The following is an 18379-nucleotide window of genomic DNA, read 5'->3' on the forward strand; positions in this document are numbered from 1 at the left end:
TCCCTTAACGACGTCCGCCGCGATCACCACGGTCATTACGGTCGCCGCGATCACCACGGTCATTGCGATCACGACGGCTAAGAACCGGTGATGGTTCGGCATCATGCTCTTCAACCCGAACGGTTAGTGAACGCATGACGTCGTCAATGATTTTTTCCTGACGCTCAAGTTCAAAAATCGCTTCGGCTGGCGCTTCGATATTGAACAGGCTGTAGTGGCCCTTGCGGTTTTTCTTAATTTTGTACTGGAGGTTCCGAAGACCCCAATATTCTGACTTTTCGATTTTGCCGCCATTGTCGGTGACGATTTTGGCGAGCGTTTCTGTCAGACCTTCGACTTGCGCAGGGGAAATATCCTGACGCGCAATAAAGATATGTTCGTAAAGCGGCATAGAGCCAGCTCCTCATTTGGCGACGGAGACCCAAGGGGAGGCTGCTGGCGATCCCGACGGGCCTTTGGCTCACAAAGCTAAGGGACCATCCCTTAAACTCGGACATAGCTATCCGAGCGCCTGCGACCATCGCTCGTGAAGCTGCGGGGAATATATGAGGGGGCTGGGGTTTGCAAGTGCGAAACCGCCCGAATGCAAGGCGATTCGGTCTTGAAACACCGAAAAATTCAAACGGAATGGCCGGAAACTCGGTGCAAAGGCTGTTGGGCGCAATATGTGCGCGATTTGGCTGGGGTCGGACTCCCCCGGCATTTACGGCCGCCTTTATTGGTTGTTTCCGGTCAAGATGGGCGTTGTGGTAGGCGGCGGTCCTGTTTGTGGTCGGCGGTGTGATAATCAATTTGCTGTTTACGAATGTGCTCGCTCGCAAGTAATGTGAATATCTAATCTTCACAAAATCATTATACGAATTGATTTGCAACGCTGTATCGAAGGGCACGGATTGCGCAACCCGGCGCGCGTCGTACGCATTTGTAATTGATTTGTCGTATTGGTTATGCCTTCCGTTATATCACATTTTCTTTGTAGCCTTGTGGGCGCAGTTATTAGAAGTCCCTACACGCCATATTCAAAGACTCTGACAAAAGCCATCGATAGATATTTGATCTGTCGCGGGGCTCATTGATGTTACTTCAATATACATTTTCGTAAAAAAACAATCGCAAAACATTCATTAAAAGTCGGTTCACAGATGAAATCCGTTAACGCTAGAAGCGCCCTGCGGGTTGTGGGGAGAGCAGCGCGTAGATTTTTGCTCATTCATCGGCTGTTGGTTGCCGATATATATCTGGGGATACTCATGAAGAAATTATATTTCGTGGCGTCTGTAGCTGCGATTACTGCCGGGTTGGCCGTATCAGGTACTGCAATGGCGCAAGATGCCAATGCCGATGATACAATAGTTGTCACCGGATATCGGCTTCAAACGCGTGAATCGATTGCAGCAAAAGCAAACGATGACCGTATTGCAGATTTCCTAAGCGCTGACGAACTTGGTCGTCAGCCCGACCTGAACGTCGCCGATAGCCTTCGCCGCGTGCCGGGCGTTGTGACTGTATTTGACGAAGATGAAGGTCGCTATGTTGGTCTTCGTGGTCTCGATCAACGTTACACATTCATTTCCATTGATGGCGGACAGATCGCATCAACAGACCGTTCGGATCGCGACATCAATATCGAATCAATTCCGCCAACAGCGGTTAAGCGCTTAGAGGTTTTCAAAGCGGTTACACCTGATCTTGATGGACACAGCGTTGGTGGCGTTATCAATCTTGTGACACGTTCTGCATTCGACGCAGAAGGTCTCTATGCTGTCGCAAATGCTTCGGTTGGGCTTCACAGCAACACGGGTCAATTACCCAACAGTTTTTCAAACCCATCTTACCGATTTGATGGCGCGGTGTCGCAAACATTCTTTGATGACACGATTGGCGTACTTTTCGCGGGTACTTATTTTGATAAAAAGCGCGATCAAGGTCGTTCTATCATTGGCGTAGGTTCAAATGCGACCGGTGATTTTGTAAACGAAGCGCAACCGCTTGATTATGCGAACCAGATTGTTCGTTGGAACGGTCTTGCAAAGTTCGAATACAAGCCAAACGACAATTTCCATGTTTCGCTAACGGCTTCGCGCTTCGATTACCAATATGACGAAGTTCGTACGCAGTTCCGTATCTACGAAGAAGGTTTGACGCAAACTTCTGCGACAACGGGTAACTATTCGGCGGGTGAGGGATTGCTCCGTTTTGATAAATTCCCATTGGGTCAAACGATCGACAACCTTCAGGGCAAAGTTGAATTCCGCCCAACTGAGCGCGGCCTTCTCGAAGTTGCTGCTTATTACTCTCATGGTGTTCAAGGCCACCCATACCCGAATGCGTCTTTCCGCACGGGGAGCCTACCGGGGTTAGGGTATAGCTATGATTTCGACGGTGAAAGTGTGGACGATGGTACGCTAGCAAGCGTGACACTTAATGACCCAACAGTGCTTCAAAATGGTCTCGATCAATTCCAGTTCCAAAACTATTACCATGGAAATTTCCGTAACGAAGAAGACGTCACAGAATTCAAAGCTGATTATAGCTGGAATATGGAAAGCGATGAACCGGGATTTGGTTTCAAGGTTGGTGTAAAATATCGCAATCTTGAAAAAGACCGCTATGACGAAGCCACAAACTTCACATTAGCAGATCCAAGCACAGTTCTTACTGTTCAGGATTTTATCGACGCTGGTTCAGAGTCTTATACAGTTGAAAATCTTGGATTTAACTATCCGCACATTGACGAAGATTTGTTTACCGATTTCCTTTTTGCAAATCCTGGCCTTTTCGATGCGGTCGATGCGTCAAACGCAAACTCGTTTTATGACATTCAAGAAGACGTCACGGCTGGTTACGGTATGTTGTCGTACCGCAATGGACCACATACGCTGATTGGCGGTCTTCGCTATGAACGCACTGAGGTTGCAACGGTTGCGACATTGAACGGCGGACCAGAACAAGTCGCGCGTAAAATCGACTATGGTCACTTCCTTCCATCAGTCGTCTATTCGTTTGAAATTTCACCTCAGATGAAAATTCGTGCTGGCTTTGCTGAGGCATTGGGCCGCCCGAACCACCCTGACCTTGCGGGTGCTGAGACTTTCGATGAAGTGAATTTGACGATCCGTCGGGCGAACACAGACCTAAAACCACGTGAATCCAAGAGCTTCGATCTTGGTTTTGAATGGTATATTGATCGCGGTCAGTTCTTCTCGGTTGCTGCGTTCCACAAGATCATCAAAAACCAGATCACGTCTGTAAGCTCAGAGGAAGTGATCAACGGCGACACTTATACGGTCACGCAGCCAATCAACCTCGATCAAATCGAAGTCTCTGGTCTTGAAATTTCGTACACCGATGACACGTTCGAATTTCTACCAGCGCCGTTTGATGGGTTCGGTGTCGCGGCTAACCTAACGCTTATGAATGGTATCGACGGCCCGGCACCAGATGGTAATCTTCTGTCTCAACCGGATTACCTCTACAATGTGGCTGCGCTCTACGCTAAAGGCCCGTTCTCGGCTAAAGTAACTTATAATTATGTGGATGACCGTCCAACGAGTGCAACGCGCGCTGAGACATCATACGAACAGCTTGATGCGCAGGTTCGCTGGCAGTTGACCGACAATTTCCAAGTTCAGCTCGAAGGCCGCAATTTGCTAAATAATCCACGTACGAACTACTATACCGACACAAACCACCTTCGTGAAATCAATGATTTCGGAAACTCTTACTGGTTCACAATTGCCTACAAATATTAATTCGTAGGTTGTTAATCAAAGGAACGGTTAGCACCCAAGCGCTAGCCGTTCTTTTTCGTATTCAGAAAAGGTGATTGAACATGATCAAAACTTTATTGGCGGGTTTTTGCGCCGGCGCGGCGCTTTGTTCGTCTGTTGCTGCTGAGCCATTGCGCTTTGCAGTTTTTGGCGACATCCAAGAAGAAACCGCAGCGGGTCACGCTAAAGACCTGGCCCTTGCCGAACGTATCAACGAATCTAATCCGGAATTTACAATATTTGTTGGTGATATTCAGGGTGGTGGCCCGTGCACTGATCAACAACGCGAGGAAGCCGCCGAAGTTTTTAGCAAAATTGAAGGCCCGTTGGTTTTTGTCCCCGGTGACAATGCCTGGACTGACTGTAGGCTAAAAGGAAAAGGCGACTGGTATCCTCTTGAGCGTCTTGAAAAATTGCGTGAGACGCTGGTGCCAAAGGGTAAGAGCCTCGGCCAGAACCCAATGCCGCTTAAACAGCAAAAAGGCGAATATCGCGAAAACGCACGTTGGACACGTGACGGGGTTGTGTTTGTGACCCTGCATATGCCCGGTGGGAATAACGGGCTGTATCCTGATCGTTACGCCTTTGATGAATATGAACGCCGCAACGCGGCGAATTTAGAATGGTTACAAGCGGCCTATGACGAAGTGACGGCACAGAAAGCCAAAGCGCTGGTTGTTTTGTTTCATGGTAACCCGCATTGGGAAGACATTTATTGGCGTGCGACGGCTTATCGCGATTTCAAATCTATGCTCGCAAATGAAGGCGCAGAAATTGGAGTGCCAATTCTTGCGGTGCATGGCGACAGCCATATTTTCCGGGTTGATAAACCGCTTAAATTCAATGACGGTCGCACGCGTGCAAATCACGTTACAAGGCTAGAGGTATTCGGATCGCCGGAGCGCGGCTATGTAATGGTCACGGCCGATGAAGCGAACCCGGAAATTTTTTCTTTCACTGCGGTCGAAGTAGAAGGGCATCCGGGTCAGTAAGCGCGGGGATGCAAAAAAGAATTGGCAAACAGTATGTTGATACAATCTCGATGGATCGCTGTGGCATTCTTGGTGACTTTAACAGGGTGTATGGGCTCCAAAGAAGCGTCAAAAATTGGTTGGAATACTGTTTGCCGTTCAGATGCGGTTATAAATTCTATTCGGGATGATCGTAACGGAAGAATATTAGTGACTGCCCATCGGGCGGCTCATGATAGTGCTCCAGAAAATTCAATCGCGTCGATTGAACGCGCGATTGAGTTGGGTGTTGATATCGTTGAGTTAGACGTTCGTCTTTCAAAGGATGGCGTCCCGGTCCTCATGCATGATGCAACGATGGACCGAACGACTTCGGGTACGGGCATTGTCAAAGACAAAACATTGTCAGCGATAAAAACTCTACGGCTTCGTATGGCTGATGGCGCGTTAACCGACGAAAAAATTCCAACGCTGGCGGAAGCGTTATCGGCGGCGCGCGGTAAAATTGCCATCAATGTGGATTTGAAATCCATTGATATTGCGCCGATTGCAAAGGTCATACACGAAAGCGGTGCGGCGTCTGGCGTTTTTTTCTACAACAGTAAAATGAGCGTGCTCGATGAAGTCCGCACCTATCTGCCCGAAGCAGTCGTACAGCCGATTGGTAGCACTGCTGATGAAGTGTTGATGCTCGCAAAGCAAAATCAACTTGAGCTTATTCACTTGCGTGAAAACTATGCGTCACAAGAGCTTTCTGATGCGCTCGATGAAATTGGTGTTTCTGGATATATCAATGCGCTTGGCCTTGCTGATCAAATGCTCGGTTGGGGTGATGATCGGTTAGTCCGAGCGCTCATTGAAACGCAACCGGATGTGATTCAAACCGATGAACCCGAAGCGCTGATTGCTATCCTCGAGGAGTTGAAATTACGCAAATCATTACCGCGCGCTTGCGGCTAATTTTCGTTGAACCATTGGCTGAGGATTTCGCTGAAAAAGCGGATGGTGTTTTCTTCGCTGCAATGGGTTGTTGCATAGTCTTTGGCAGCAGCCCCGATCTCTGCCGCTAACACGGGATTTTCAGCAATCTTAGTGATCGCATCGGCGAGGGCGCCGCTGTCTCTTGGGGGAACTAACAACCCGGTGACGCCATCGGTAATATAGTCCGCCGCGCCAGCGGCATCGGTAACGATTTGCGCTTTCCCCAAATGCATACCGCCAACTAATGTCACCAGCCCACAGGGCGTCTCGCGGCTCCGCAAAGGGATTAGTGCCGCTTCGGCGCGTTGAACGATCCCCCAAGCCTCGTTGAAGGGCAGATTGAACTTTGTCTCAAGATTAGGTGGTGGGTTCAGTCCATCGAAGTTATGGGATCGCGCTACAGCAATGAAACGAATATTGGGCAATGCACGTGCTGCATCACAGAGGACTTCATAATCACGGGCTTCGCCGCCGAGTGCCGCGAAATAAGGCCCTTCGATTGTTCGAGGTTCGAGTCCCTTAAGCGGTGCCGAAACGCCCCACGGTGCGCGCAAAAAGCGGCTCTGGTCGAGACCGAACATATCAGCGTAAAGCCCTTGTTCTGCATCGGTAAATACCGCGAAAGCATCTACTTTGCTGAATGCTTTTTTCATCACGCTTTTTCTGATTCCCGTGGGCAGATCAGTATAGTTAAACGCGAACGCCAGATGCTTTGCTTTGGCTGTCGCCGCTCCTGCGAACCATTCCACCCATGCTGTGGCCCAGGGGCCGTGCGAGACAATCAGGTCAAAGGGGTTTTTGCGGGCATCCGCCGCCAGCACCTGCGCCCCACGTAGCCGTCCCAAAGCCGCTAAACGGCGTGAATTGGTGGCCATCGAATATCCGGTCCATTCCAAGGGCCGACCTGAAATCGTGAAATCCGGCCCCATGAGGTCGCGAAGCCAGACCCACTCCATATCCGGGTTATTTGAAATATTCGCGATGCGGATAGGCGGTTTTTGGGTCATATTGCTCGTTTGTGATGACATTACGCTGTTTAGGCATTGCGTGGGGCAGATTTTGATTTGTTGCGCTAATAACAGGGCCCGCCAAAAGCCGCAAAATATTGTTGAACATCATCAGTAATTTGCGCTGCTTCTTGCCCTAAAGGGTACTGAACGCTATGTCCGCGCTCTCGATTGATTCCAAAGAAGGCAGACCGAATGGCGCGCGCGTATATTTTTCCAGGACAAGGTAGTCAGGCTGTTGGTATGGGTTCGGCCCTGGTTGAGGCCTTTCCAGTTGCCAAAGAAGTCTATCAGGAAGTTGACGACGCACTTGGCCAGAACTTGTCTAAGTTGATGCGCGAAGGCCCGATGGAAGAATTGACGCTGACCACAAATGCGCAACCAGCGTTGATGGCGCATTCAGTAGCGGTTGTGCGCATTCTTGAAGCAGAAGCGGGTCTAGACATTGCTAATGCGATGTTTGTGGCGGGGCATTCGCTCGGTGAATATTCTGCGCTTTGTGCAGCACGCGCGATCAGCCTTTCCGATACCGCAAAATTATTGCGCATTCGTGGTGAAGCGATGCAAGCGGCGGTGCCGGTTGGCCAAGGCGCAATGGCAGCATTAATCGGCGTTGACCTTGAAGGCGCACAAAAAGCAATCGACGCCGCAGCGGGCGAGGGCGTCTGCGAAATTGCAAATGACAATGCGCCGGGGCAGGTCGTTATTTCGGGCGAGAAAAAACGCGTTGAAGCCGTTTGTGCTGGCGCGAAAGAATTTGGTGCGAAGATCGCAAAGCTTTTACCGGTGTCTGCACCATTTCATTCAAGCCTAATGAAACCAGCGGCTGACCGAATGGAAGAGGCGCTGGGAAAAACCGAAATCACCGCACCAGTTACATCTGTGGTTGCCAATGTGACGGCACAAACCACCGTTAGTCCAAGTGAAATTCGCGCACTCTTGGTGAAGCAGGTGACAGGAAGTGTGCGCTGGACGGAAAGCGTCCAATATATGATTACGCAAGGATGCGATAATTTTGTTGAGCTTGGTTCGGGTAAGGTCCTGAGCGGTTTGGTCAAACGCATTGACCGAAGTGTTACAATTTCCAACGTCGGAGAGCCCGGCGATATTGACGGCTTTGTCAAAGCCTGATTGCAATAGTTTAGTTCTTCCGTAGACAGAAAAAGGGATACGGTATGTTTGATCTTTCCGGTAAACGGGCGCTCGTCACTGGTGCCACAGGTGGCATCGGCGAAGCGGTCGCGAAGTCACTTCACAAGCAAGGGGCGACGGTAACGATTTCTGGAACGCGCGCTGAAAAGCTTGAGGCATTGGCCACAGAGCTGAAAGATCGTGTGCATATAGCGCCATGTAACCTTTCCGATCTTGAAGCGGTGGATGCGCTACCCAAGCAAGCGATTGAGAACATGGGCGGTCTCGACATCGTCATTTCAAATGCGGGCGTAACGCGCGATAATCTGATGATGATGTTAAAACCGGACATGTGGGATGACGTCATCAAGATTAATCTGACCGCTTATTTCCGGCTAGCGAAGGCAAGCCTACGGGGTATGGCCAAGCAGCGCTTTGGACGCATCATTGGGGTCACCTCGGTTGTTGGCGTCACCGGGAACGCGGGCCAGGCGAATTATGCAGCTTCGAAGGCCGGCATGATCGGGATGTCGAAATCTCTGGCACAGGAAGTCGCCAGCCGTAATGTGACTGTGAATTGTATTGCGCCCGGTTTTATTGCAACTGCGATGACCGATGCCCTCAATGACCAACAAAAAGAAGCGATTCTGGGGAAAATTCCTGCTGGGGCGATGGGTTCTCCAGATGACATCGCGAGCGCAGCCGTGTACCTCGCATCAGATGAGGCACGCTACGTCACTGGCCAAACCCTTCATGTCAATGGTGGCATGGCGATGGTCTAAACGCGGTGTTGGCGTCAGTTTGAGGTCTTAAATAGGTGGTTTTGGCGTTGCAACAATCTGCAATATGCCGTAATTGCGCCCCGAATAAGATCTTTCTGGCGGCAGTGCCCCCATCTTTAAGTTATCTGTCGGAAAGTATAAATAACTGTTTTTACTAAGGAGCGTTGAATGTCTGATCTTGCGGAACGCGTAAAGAAAATTGTTGTCGAGCACCTCGACGTAGATGCAGCGAAAGTTGAGCCAAAAGCGAGCTTCATCGATGACCTCGGTGCAGACAGCCTCGATATTGTCGAGTTAGTCATGGCGTTTGAGGAAGAGTTCGACGTTGAAATTCCTGATGACGCTGCTGAGACAATTCAGTCTGTTGGCGACGCTATCAAGTTTATCGAAGAGCAAAAAAAGTAACTCGCTCTTTTTGTGTTGACGTGCCGCCGGTGGATTAGCGCCAGCGGTGCCGTTTGCCTGTATTGTTGATGCCTGCATCGGTGCCTGACTCAAGCGCATACCATCTCGGCTCAATTGTTTTTGATCGGAGTTAAATGGCATGCGTCGTGTTGTGGTCACCGGAATAGGAATCGTTTCTCCACTCGGGTTCGGAATTGAGCCCGTGTGGACGCGACTCATCAATGGCGAATCTGGTGCTGGGGTTGTCGAAAAGTTCGACACCTCTGCGCTGCCATGCCGAATCGCAGCGGAAATTCCCAAAACCAATGGTTATGGCGGCGGTGAAAAAGCAGGTGATGCTGCTTTTAATGCTGACGATTGGGTTGAAGCGCGTGAACAACGCCGCATGGACGATTTTATGGTCTATGGCGTTGCTGCTGCGCATATGGCGTTTGACGATTCAGGACTTGAGCTTAAGACCGACGAAGAGCGCGAACGTGCCGGCGTAATGACTGGCTCGGGCATTGGCGGTCTTCAAGGGATTGAACGTGAAGTTCTGGTCTTGAACGAAAAAGGCCCACGCCGGGTCTCGCCATTTTTTATCACCGGCAATTTGATTAATTTGGTTTCTGGCCAGATATCTATCCGTCACGGAATGAAAGGGCCAAATCACGCCGTCGTAACAGCGTGTTCATCTGGTGCGCATTCCATCGGCGATGCTGCTCGGCTCATTGCTTTTGATGATGCCGATGTCATGCTTGCTGGCGGTGCGGAGTCGTCAATTTGCCCGATCGGTTTTGCCGGGTTTGCTTCGTGTAAGGCGCTAACAACGCACTTTAACGATACACCTGAAAAAGCATCGCGTCCCTATGATAAGGACCGCGATGGTTTCATGATGGGTGAGGGGGCAGGCTTTGTGATGCTCGAAGAATATGAGCATGCAAAAGCGCGCGGCGCTAAAATCTATGGCGAGATTATCGGTTACGGCCTTTCGGGCGATGCCCATCACATCACTGCGCCCGCTGACGACGGCAATGGTGGTTATCGCGCTATGCAGATGGCGTTGAAACGCGCCGGCCTGACGCCAAAAGATATTGATTATGTCAATGCGCACGGTACTTCGACGCCGGTGGGCGATGAGATTGAATTGCGCGCTGTAGAGCGGTTGTTCGGTGAGGCCGCTGAAGGTCTGGTTATGTCTTCGACGAAATCGTCAATCGGGCACCTCTTGGGCGCTGCTGGCGCGGTTGAGGCAATTTTCTGCCTTCTGGCCATGCGCGATGGCGTTGCGCCGCCGACCCTTAATCTCGACAATCCGTCGGTGGAGACACCAATCAATCTCGCGCCGAATAAAGCCGTAAAAAAGTCGATCAGTGTCGCGCTTTCCAATTCGTTTGGTTTTGGTGGCACCAATGCGTCGCTTATTATGCGCCGGGTTGATGCTTAGCTGCCAAATACCAACGAAACTTGGTTTCCTCTTCGGGCAAAAACGCTCTAAGCTTGTGGCGCGCATAGGACAACTATGTGCGCAATAAGCGCAATACGGGGAATTTGCGGGGATGGGCAGAATGAATTCGACTAGCAAACTTTCGCGCGGGCAGCGCGGTGGGGCAGTGAAATCCTTTTTTATATTTGCCGTTGTGGTTGGTCTGATCGCTAGCCTTGCGATTGCTGGCGGAGCGTATTTTGGTTATCGCGAGGTAACCAAGCCGGGCCCCAGTGACGAAGACACGCTTGTTTTATTGCCCAGCGGTATCGCGGTCTCGACTATTGCAAAACAACTCGCAGATGACGGCGTTATTGAGCATCCAAAATTATTTGTGGCGGCAGTTAGAATACGCGGTGTACAGAGCGCATTGAAAGCTGGCGAATACCGGATACCCGAGGGTGCCAGCGTTATGGACGTCATTGACCTTCTAATCGAAGGCAAAAGCATCTTACATTTTTTTACAGCGGCTGAGGGCCTGACTACAGCGCAAATCATTCGCCTCGTTGAGGGAAATGAAACTCTCACGGGTGAGATCACATTATCACCAGCCGAGGGGGAGCTACTTCCAGAGACATTTGCCTTTACGCGAGGCGAGACCCGGGATGCTATTATTAAACGGATGATGGATGACCAAGCGGCATTGATCGAGGCGTTGTGGCCTGATCGTGCGATGGAGCTTCCGTTTGCAACACAGGCCGAAGCGATTACTTTGGCTTCGATCGTTGAAAAAGAAACAGGCCTGCCCGAGGAGCGTGCGCAAATTGCGTCTGTCTTTGTCAATCGTTTAAAGCGCGGCATGCGGCTCGAATCTGATCCGACAATTATTTATGGCTTAACTGGCGGCGAGCCATTGGGGCGCGGTATTCGGCTGAGCGAATTGCGCGGCGAAACGCCCTACAATACATATGTGATCAATGGGTTGCCGCCTACACCTATCGCTAATCCGGGCAAGGCATCTATTGAAGCCGTGTTGAACCCGGCGGATACGGACTATATTTTCTTTGTGGCCGACGGGACGGGTGGTCACGCATTTGCTTCAACGCTTCAAGAGCATAATCGTAATGTCGCTGCATGGCGAAAAATTGAGCGCGAGCGTGCTCAACGGGATGGATAGTGAAGAGTAATATTGCATCAATGACCGGATTTGCGCGTAGCGAAGGCGCTCAAGATGGTTGGCGATTTGTGTGGGAATTGCGTAGCGTCAATGGTCGCGGTCTTGAGTGGCGGTGCCGGTTACCGCAAGGTTTTGAATCGCTTGAGCCTGAACTGCGTAAGGCAACAAAAAAACGATTAGCGCGCGGTTCGGTGAATGGTACGGTGAACCTAAGCGCAGATAGTGCGTCTGCGGCCTATCGCGTCAATCAAGAAATGTTGATCGAAGCGGTAAAGATGGTTGAAAAGCTTCGTCTACAGACCGAGTGCGCCCCGCCGCAACCTGAAGGTATTTTGGGGTTGCGCGGCGTGATTGAAACCATTGATGGTGATATGGACGAAGATGCGCGCGCTCGCTTGAGCGAAGCGCTGGCCAAAAGTTACGAGGACGCGCTGGACGGGCTTATGGCTGCACGCCTTAAAGAGGGCGAAGCCATGGCTTTGGTTCTTAAAAATCAGTTCGATGAGATCGAGAAGCTCACGGCTGATGCTGCGGCCCACGCGGCCGTAACACCACATGCTATCCGGCAGCGCATTGAGGCGCAGCTACAAGAGCTTTTGGGCGATAGCGGTATTGCTGAAGAACGTCTCGCTCAAGAGGCGGCATTGCTCGCGATTAAGGCTGACGTTCGCGAGGAGTTGGACAGGCTTCATGCGCATGTGAAAACTGGGCGGGCGTTGCTTGCCAAGGCTGGCCCAGTCGGACGCGACCTTGATTTTCTGATTCAGGAGTGTAATCGCGAAGCGAATACGTTGTGTTCAAAAGCAGCGGATATGGATTTAAAACGTATCGGGCTTGATCTCAAACGGGTGATCGATCAGTTGCGTGAACAAGTGCAGAATATTGAATAGGACTGGCCGATGATTGGTGGCGACCTGAAAGTAGCCCGCAGGGGCCTGATGTTTATCCTCTCCAGCCCATCGGGTGCCGGAAAAACGACCTTGGCCGACAGGCTTCTCACAAAAGATGGCGAGATGGTTTTGTCGGTTTCTGTGACCACGAGACCTCGACGCCCTGGTGAGTCGCATGGAAAAGACTACTTTTTTGTCACCGAAGAAGAATTTTTCCGTATGCGTGATAATAACGAATTTATGGAATGGGCCAATGTTTTTGGCTATTACTACGGCACACCGACATCGTTAGTGCAAGATACGTTGCGTCAGGGCAAAGACGTTTTATTCGACATTGATTGGCAAGGTGCGCAACAGTTAGATGAAGTTGCTGGCGAGGATGTGGTCAAAGTTTTCATCTTGCCGCCATCACGCGAAGAGTTGGAGCGGCGTTTGCGCAAGCGGGCACAAGATCCGGAAGATGTCGTCCAAAAACGTATGGCAAAGGCGGACGCGGAAATGTCCCATTGGGCGGAATATGATTACGTCATCGTCAATTATGACTTGATCGAGTCAGAAGAGTTGCTGCGCTCTATTCTGTTTGCGGAGCGTTTAAAGCGCCGCCGCCAAGTCGGTCTTGCGGCCATCGTAAAAGAAATGATCGGGGACGACTAATTATTCCGCAGCTGTCGAGGCCGCGCATCATTCCAAAATAAGTCCGGCCAGAACAGGTCCGGCCAGAACCGGTCCGGAATGACGCGCGTCATCGTGCTTATTATTTGAATTCGACTTTTGCAATCTCGTATGATCGCGCGCCACCGGGGGCGGCCACTTCGACCATATTGCCTTGGCTTTTGCCAATGAGCGCACGAGCGATTGGTGATGAAATCGAAATACGGCGGAGCTTAATGTCTGCCTCAAGGTCGCCGACAATCTGCCAGACTTTTTCTTCCTCGGTCTCGTCATCAATCAGGGTCACGGTCGCGCCGAATTTGACGGAATCGCCATCAAGCTTCGCAACGTCAATAACCTGCGCGCGGGTATATTTATCCTCAAGGTTCAGGATTTGGCTCTCGATCCATCCCTGACGGTCTTTTGCTGAATGGTACTCAGCATTCTCCGACAGGTCACCATGGGCGCGTGCTTCGGCAATCGCCTGGATAATCGCAGGGCGTTCTTCGTTTTTCAGTTTTTTAAGCTCAGCTTCCAGTTTCTGGTAGCCGTCGAGCGTCATCGGAAATTTTTCCATGGTCGCGCCCTTTCTCTCCTCCGCTCAAGGCTGGTGCCTTGAATTAAAGCTAAAAAAAATAGCGCGGTCGGGCGGATGCCGGACCGTCGCTGATTTAGCAAAAACCGTATTTAAGCCCCCGAAAGGGCAAATTCAAGGTCTGGGGAAAAAGTCGTTTTTCCCCGCAGCACGTTGTTAAACTTGGTGGTTTTCTAATCTAAGGCTTAGAAAAAATCCTGTAGGGGAGCCACTTCCAGGTCACCCGCGCGCATGGCCTCTATCGCCCGGACGGCGGCCCGAGCACCCGCGGCGGTTGTAATGCACGGAATTTTTTGAGCCAAAGCTGTGGTGCGGATCGAGCGCGAGTCCTTGATTGATTGAGCGGCTTCAGTGGTGTTGAAGACCATGTGAACCTCGCCATTCTTTAACGCATCGACGATATGCGGGCGCCCTTCCAAGACTTTGTTCACACGCGAAACATCCAGCCCTTGCTCTTTCAGGAAGTCGGCTGTGCCACCGGTCGCGATGATCGAAAAGCCCATATCGAGCAGCTTACGCGCGGCATTGACCATTAGGGCTTTGTCGGAATCTTTCAGCGAAATAAAGACGCGGCCCGACATGGGGATACGTGCGCCAGCACCAATGAGGCTTTTTGCACGCGCCTTTTCAAAATTGACGTCGATGCCCATAACTTCGCCGGTCGATCGCATCTCAGGTCCCAAAACGGTATCAACACCGGGGAACCGCGAGAATGGAAAGACAACTTCTTTAACGGCGACGTGTTTAAATTCTGGCCATTTCAGATCAAGATCTTTGATTTTAACGCCAGCCATAACCTTGGCAGCAATCCGCGCAACAGGAAGACCGACCGCTTTTGCAACGAATGGAACGGTGCGTGATGCGCGAGGGTTGACTTCGAGTAAGTAGATTACATCATCTTTGATTGCATACTGAACATTCATTAAGCCGATTACGCCAAGAGAGAGCGCAAGCTTTTTTGTCTCGTCTTTCAACGCTTCTATGACTTCATCAGAGAGCGTGTATGGCGGAAGCGAGCACGCGCTATCACCAGAATGAACGCCAGCTTCTTCGATATGTTCCATCACACCGGCAATAAAGACGTCTTCACCGTCGGCAATCGCATCCACATCAACTTCGACAGCGTTCTGTAGATAATGGTCGAGCAACAAAGGTTCGTCTTGATTGATCTCGATTTGTGCGGTTGCGAGGTAGCGTTGAAGTGCGGCTTCGTCGCGTACGATTTCCATGGCGCGACCACCAAGCACATAGGATGGTCGTGTGACGAGCGGGTAGCCAACTTCTTCGGCAATTTTGATAGCGACATCACGGTTCGCGGCCGTCGCATTTTTCGGTTGCGCCAGTCCAAGCTGCTGTACCAATTTTTGGAAACGCTCACGATCTTCTGCGAGGTCGATCGCATCAAAAGGTGTACCCAAAATTGGCACGCCTTCTTCTTCGAGAATGCCTGCGAGTTTTAGAGGTGTTTGGCCACCATATTGAACGATGACGCCCAACAGCTCGCCATTTTCTTGTTCTTTCGCGACAATTTCAAGAACATCTTCGGCTGTGAGTGGCTCGAAATATAATCGATCAGAGGTGTCATAATCGGTGGAGACAGTTTCTGGGTTGCAATTCACCATGATCGATTCAATGCCGATGTCGGCAAGGGCGAATGCGGCGTGGCAACAGCAATAATCAAACTCAATGCCCTGGCCAATACGGTTTGGGCCACCACCAAGGATGATAACTTTCTTGGCATTTGATGGTTTGGACTCGCAAGCAGGTTCGCCAGCAAAATTCGATTCGTAGGCGGAATACATATATGGCGTCTTGGCGGCAAATTCTGCGGCGCAAGTGTCAATGCGTTTGAAAACCGGTTGTACTTTGCGCTCCCGCCGGAATTGTCGAACGACGGTTTCGTTGCTCTCACAAAGCTGCGCAAGGCGCTTGTCGGAAAAGCCCATCGCTTTTAGCGCGCGCAAGCGATCCGGGTCGCTTGGCAGACCGTCACGTTCAACTTGTTTCTCGGCAGCTACGATTTCGGCGATTTGCTCTAGGAACCAAGGGTCATATTGAGTAATCGAACGGACTTGCTCGATTGGTAATTCGTGACGTAACGCCTGTGCCGTTACGCGGAGGCGGTCAGGGGTTGGTGCCGCCAATGCTGCGCGAAATGCGTTAACATCATCGCCTGCGCCGAGGCCGGGGATGTCGATTGGATCAAGGCCGCAAAGCCCGGTCTCGAGCGAGCGAAGCGCTTTTTGCATCGACTCGGCAAAGTTACGGCCAATCGCCATGGCCTCGCCAACGGACTTCATTGCGGTCGAGAGCATTGGTTCTGCGCCGGGGAATTTTTCGAAAGCAAAACGAGGAATTTTTGTAACCACGTAATCAATGGTCGGCTCAAACGAGGCTGGTGTTGCGGCAGTGATGTCGTTTTCAAGTTCGTCGAGGGTGTAACCGACTGCGAGCTTGGCGGCGATGCGCGCAATCGGAAAACCCGTTGCTTTCGATGCAAGTGCGGATGAACGCGATACGCGCGGGTTCATCTCAATGACGATTAACCGGCCCGTTTCTGGATTAACGGCGAACTGAACGTTCGATCCACCGGTTTCAACGCCGATTTCGCGCATAACTGCGATCGACGCATTCCGCATGATCTGGAATTCTTTGTCCGTCAAGGTAAGCGCTGGCGCGACCGTAATTGAATCGCCAGTATGTACGCCCATCGGGTCGACATTTTCGATTGAGCAAATGATGACACAATTGTCCGCCTTGTCGCGAACAACTTCCATCTCGAATTCTTTCCAACCCAGCAAACTCTCATCGATTAGAACTTGCCCGACGGGCGAGGCCTCGATGCCAGTCCGGACAAAATGTTCAAACTCTTCGCGGTTATAGGCGACGCCGCCGCCGGTACCGCCGAGGGTAAAGGCGGGGCGAATAATTGCGGGGAGGCCGATCTCATCTAGGTATTTCATCGCATTGGCGATGCCCGCCGGGCGGTCATAGTCGGTTATTTTACCGTTTGCGTCTTTGATGGCGGGTGATGATGCGATTGCGGCGCGCGGATTCTCAAGGCCAATTTTGTCCATGGCCTTGCGGAATTTTTCGCGATCTTCCGCTTTTTCGATGACATCTGCGCGCGCGCCAATCATCTCGACATTGTATTTTTCAAGAACCCCGGCGGCCACGAGATCAAGTGCGCAGTTCAGTGCGGTCTGGCCGCCCATCGTCGGCAATAATGCGTCGGGGCGTTCTGCGGCAATGACCTTTTCAACGAACTCAGGCGTGATCGGTTCCACATAGGTCGCATCGGCAAGTTCGGGATCAGTCATGATCGTTGCCGGATTGGAATTCACCAGAATGACCCGGTAGCCTTCTTCCTTGAGGGCTTTGACCGCCTGAACACCGGAATAGTCAAATTCACATGCTTGGCCAATCACAATGGGACCGGCACCGATAATAAGAATGGATGAAATGTCTGTACGTTTGGCCATGAATACTCGCGCGCAAACCCACGCAGACGAACGAGCCGTAAAATGGCCGCTGGCCGCGCAGTCAATGAATCAATTGTCGATTAAAGCGGTGTCTTATGTGAAGTGCGCTACGAGGGGAAGCCCGCGAAGCCAACTAAGAGAAATTTTTGCGGGTTTTTTTGTCACGGCCCAATGCCGCGCACCCTAATTAGAGCGATGGGTCCTTATAATGTAATTGAGGAAGCCCTTATGGATATTGCTAAAACTGCTGATCTGGTTTGGTGAATCATGAGGGCTGGCGTGCCGTTTTATTCGGCGCTGTGAAAACGAATTATATGGCGCTTGACATGTAACCATTTGGTTCTGTATTAATTGGGAACCAAAAGGTTACGTAATATGCAAGACCAGTCTCAACCAGTTTTCAGAGCGCTCGCTGATCCGACGCGCCGCGCTATCATCACGATGCTGTCCGAAGGACCACGGGCGACGGGTGAAATTGCTTCTGAATTTGATATGTCGCGCCCCGCAGTGGCGAAACACCTGACCATTTTGCGCGAAGGCGGGGTCATCAGCGTAAAGCCGCGTGGACGAGAACGTATCAACCATCTGAACCCACAGGCACTTAAGCGCGCCGCTATGTGGCTCAACTATTTCGATGAATTCTGGGATGACCGTCTCAGCAATCTTAAAAAGCTCGTGGAGGAATAAACGATGTCGAAAATGCAAATCGTGAAAACACTATTTTTGAAAGCGCCACCCGAGCATGTCTGGAAATTCCTCACCGAGGCTGACCGAATGGCGGAATGGTTTCATCGGGGCGGTAATGATCTCGCTGAAGGGGGAGACTATGTCCTTGAGACGAACACCTATGGCAAAGAGGGGGAGACCCTCTGCTGGGGGCATGTTCTGGAGATGAAAAAACCTGAACGGTTGGTTCATACGTTCACTCATAAATTTATTGATGGTGCGGAAACCAAATGCACCTGGACATTAGAAGCTGTGTCCGGCGGCACTATTCTCACTTTAGTGCATGATGGTTGGGAGAAGGTGGCCCAAGACGCATTCAACGCCGCGGCAGATCACGATATCGGCTGGGACGAACACTTCACGCGATTGCGCCGGGTGGCAAACTAACCAAAATTTTATTCAGAAA

General features: G+C 51.1%; 16 protein-coding genes. 12 read left to right on the plus strand and 4 right to left on the minus strand.

The annotated features are described in order from the left end of the window. Positions 1-4: 4 nt before the first annotated feature. Positions 5-391 (minus strand): 30S ribosomal protein S6, encoded by a 387-nt coding sequence (gene rpsF / locus ABFZ84_RS09580; protein ID WP_369313792.1) that lies wholly within the window; start codon positions 389-391, stop codon positions 5-7. Positions 392-1250: 859 nt separating this feature from the next. On the opposite strand from rpsF, the gene ABFZ84_RS09585 reads away from it, so the two are divergent. From ABFZ84_RS09585 to ABFZ84_RS09595, 3 genes are all read left to right on the plus strand, one after another. Then, positions 1251-3752, plus strand: coding sequence for a TonB-dependent receptor (locus ABFZ84_RS09585; protein WP_369313794.1), 2502 nt, complete (start codon positions 1251-1253; stop codon positions 3750-3752). Between the two features lie 80 nt (positions 3753-3832). Beyond that, positions 3833-4762: a hypothetical protein gene (locus tag ABFZ84_RS09590; RefSeq protein ID WP_369313795.1), complete on the plus strand. Its 930-nt coding sequence runs from the start codon at positions 3833-3835 to the stop codon at positions 4760-4762. A gap of 33 nt (positions 4763-4795) precedes the next feature. After that, a complete protein-coding gene (locus tag ABFZ84_RS09595) occupies positions 4796-5701 on the plus strand; it encodes a glycerophosphodiester phosphodiesterase family protein (RefSeq protein WP_369313796.1) in 906 nt (301 codons plus the stop codon). Here ABFZ84_RS09595 and ABFZ84_RS09600 read toward each other — a convergent pair. Continuing rightward, positions 5698-6729, minus strand: a complete 1032-nt coding sequence (locus tag ABFZ84_RS09600; RefSeq protein WP_369313798.1) for a glycosyltransferase family 4 protein — start codon at positions 6727-6729, stop codon at positions 5698-5700. The genes ABFZ84_RS09595 and ABFZ84_RS09600 overlap by 4 nt on opposite strands. 195 nt (positions 6730-6924) lie before the next feature. Here ABFZ84_RS09600 and fabD point away from each other — a divergent pair, with 195 nt between their 5' ends. The 7 genes from fabD to gmk all read left to right on the plus strand — a co-directional run bounded on the left by fabD (position 6925) and on the right by gmk (position 13173). Next, positions 6925-7860 carry an ACP S-malonyltransferase gene (gene fabD / locus ABFZ84_RS09605; protein WP_369313799.1) on the plus strand — a complete coding sequence of 312 codons (936 nt, stop codon included), beginning with the start codon at positions 6925-6927 and terminating at the stop codon, positions 7858-7860. Between the two features lie 44 nt (positions 7861-7904). Continuing rightward, positions 7905-8642 carry a 3-oxoacyl-[acyl-carrier-protein] reductase gene (gene fabG, locus ABFZ84_RS09610; RefSeq protein ID WP_369313800.1) on the plus strand — a complete coding sequence of 246 codons (738 nt, stop codon included), beginning with the start codon at positions 7905-7907 and terminating at the stop codon, positions 8640-8642. A gap of 168 nt (positions 8643-8810) precedes the next feature. Continuing rightward, positions 8811-9047, plus strand: coding sequence for an acyl carrier protein (locus tag ABFZ84_RS09615; RefSeq protein ID WP_369313801.1), 237 nt, complete (start codon positions 8811-8813; stop codon positions 9045-9047). 139 nt (positions 9048-9186) lie between these two features. After that, positions 9187-10473 (plus strand): beta-ketoacyl-ACP synthase II, encoded by a 1287-nt coding sequence (gene fabF / locus ABFZ84_RS09620; protein ID WP_369313802.1) that lies wholly within the window; start codon positions 9187-9189, stop codon positions 10471-10473. 121 nt (positions 10474-10594) lie between these two features. Continuing rightward, a complete protein-coding gene (gene mltG / locus ABFZ84_RS09625; protein WP_369313804.1) occupies positions 10595-11629 on the plus strand; it encodes an endolytic transglycosylase MltG in 1035 nt (344 codons plus the stop codon). Beyond that, positions 11629-12519, plus strand: a complete 891-nt coding sequence (locus tag ABFZ84_RS09630; protein WP_369313805.1) for a YicC/YloC family endoribonuclease — start codon at positions 11629-11631, stop codon at positions 12517-12519. Before mltG ends, ABFZ84_RS09630 begins: the two co-directional genes overlap by 1 nt. Before the next feature lie 9 nt (positions 12520-12528). Beyond that, positions 12529-13173 (plus strand): guanylate kinase, encoded by a 645-nt coding sequence (gene gmk, locus ABFZ84_RS09635; protein ID WP_369313806.1) that lies wholly within the window; start codon positions 12529-12531, stop codon positions 13171-13173. A gap of 100 nt (positions 13174-13273) precedes the next feature. On the opposite strand, the gene greA is transcribed toward gmk, so the two are convergent. Together greA and carB are read right to left on the minus strand one after the other, a co-directional pair. Further along, positions 13274-13747, minus strand: coding sequence for a transcription elongation factor GreA (gene greA / locus ABFZ84_RS09640; RefSeq protein ID WP_369313808.1), 474 nt, complete (start codon positions 13745-13747; stop codon positions 13274-13276). Between the two features lie 203 nt (positions 13748-13950). Further along, positions 13951-17247, minus strand: a complete 3297-nt coding sequence (gene carB, locus ABFZ84_RS09645) for a carbamoyl-phosphate synthase large subunit (RefSeq protein WP_369313810.1) — start codon at positions 17245-17247, stop codon at positions 13951-13953. 375 nt (positions 17248-17622) lie between these two features. Here carB and ABFZ84_RS09650 point away from each other — a divergent pair, with 375 nt between their 5' ends. Further along, on the plus strand, positions 17623-17934 hold the full coding sequence (locus ABFZ84_RS09650; protein WP_369313811.1) for an ArsR/SmtB family transcription factor: 312 nt from the start codon (positions 17623-17625) through the stop codon (positions 17932-17934). A 3-nt stretch (positions 17935-17937) separates the two neighbouring features. Further along, complete coding sequence (locus ABFZ84_RS09655; protein ID WP_369313812.1) at positions 17938-18360, plus strand: SRPBCC family protein; 423 nt, start codon at positions 17938-17940, stop codon at positions 18358-18360. The last annotated feature ends 19 nt before the right edge of the window (positions 18361-18379 follow it).

This window comes from Hyphococcus lacteus (genome assembly GCF_041058985.1).
Lineage (GTDB): Bacteria > Pseudomonadota > Alphaproteobacteria > Caulobacterales > Parvularculaceae > Hyphococcus > Hyphococcus lacteus.

Coding starts and splice junctions, on each gene's coding strand:
- greA (WP_369313808.1), bottom strand. CDS start 13,747: ATGGAAAAATTTCCGATGACGCTCGACGGCTACCAGAAACTGGAAGCT.
- ABFZ84_RS09595 (WP_369313796.1), top strand. CDS start 4,796: ATGTTGATACAATCTCGATGGATCGCTGTGGCATTCTTGGTGACTTTA.
- fabD (WP_369313799.1), top strand. CDS start 6,925: ATGGCGCGCGCGTATATTTTTCCAGGACAAGGTAGTCAGGCTGTTGGT.
- carB (WP_369313810.1), bottom strand. CDS start 17,247: ATGGCCAAACGTACAGACATTTCATCCATTCTTATTATCGGTGCCGGT.
- ABFZ84_RS09600 (WP_369313798.1), bottom strand. CDS start 6,729: ATGACCCAAAAACCGCCTATCCGCATCGCGAATATTTCAAATAACCCG.
- ABFZ84_RS09590 (WP_369313795.1), top strand. CDS start 3,833: ATGATCAAAACTTTATTGGCGGGTTTTTGCGCCGGCGCGGCGCTTTGT.
- fabG (WP_369313800.1), top strand. CDS start 7,905: ATGTTTGATCTTTCCGGTAAACGGGCGCTCGTCACTGGTGCCACAGGT.
- ABFZ84_RS09655 (WP_369313812.1), top strand. CDS start 17,938: ATGTCGAAAATGCAAATCGTGAAAACACTATTTTTGAAAGCGCCACCC.
- mltG (WP_369313804.1), top strand. CDS start 10,595: ATGAATTCGACTAGCAAACTTTCGCGCGGGCAGCGCGGTGGGGCAGTG.
- fabF (WP_369313802.1), top strand. CDS start 9,187: ATGCGTCGTGTTGTGGTCACCGGAATAGGAATCGTTTCTCCACTCGGG.
- ABFZ84_RS09615 (WP_369313801.1), top strand. CDS start 8,811: ATGTCTGATCTTGCGGAACGCGTAAAGAAAATTGTTGTCGAGCACCTC.
- rpsF (WP_369313792.1), bottom strand. CDS start 391: ATGCCGCTTTACGAACATATCTTTATTGCGCGTCAGGATATTTCCCCT.
- ABFZ84_RS09650 (WP_369313811.1), top strand. CDS start 17,623: ATGCAAGACCAGTCTCAACCAGTTTTCAGAGCGCTCGCTGATCCGACG.
- gmk (WP_369313806.1), top strand. CDS start 12,529: ATGATTGGTGGCGACCTGAAAGTAGCCCGCAGGGGCCTGATGTTTATC.
- ABFZ84_RS09585 (WP_369313794.1), top strand. CDS start 1,251: ATGAAGAAATTATATTTCGTGGCGTCTGTAGCTGCGATTACTGCCGGG.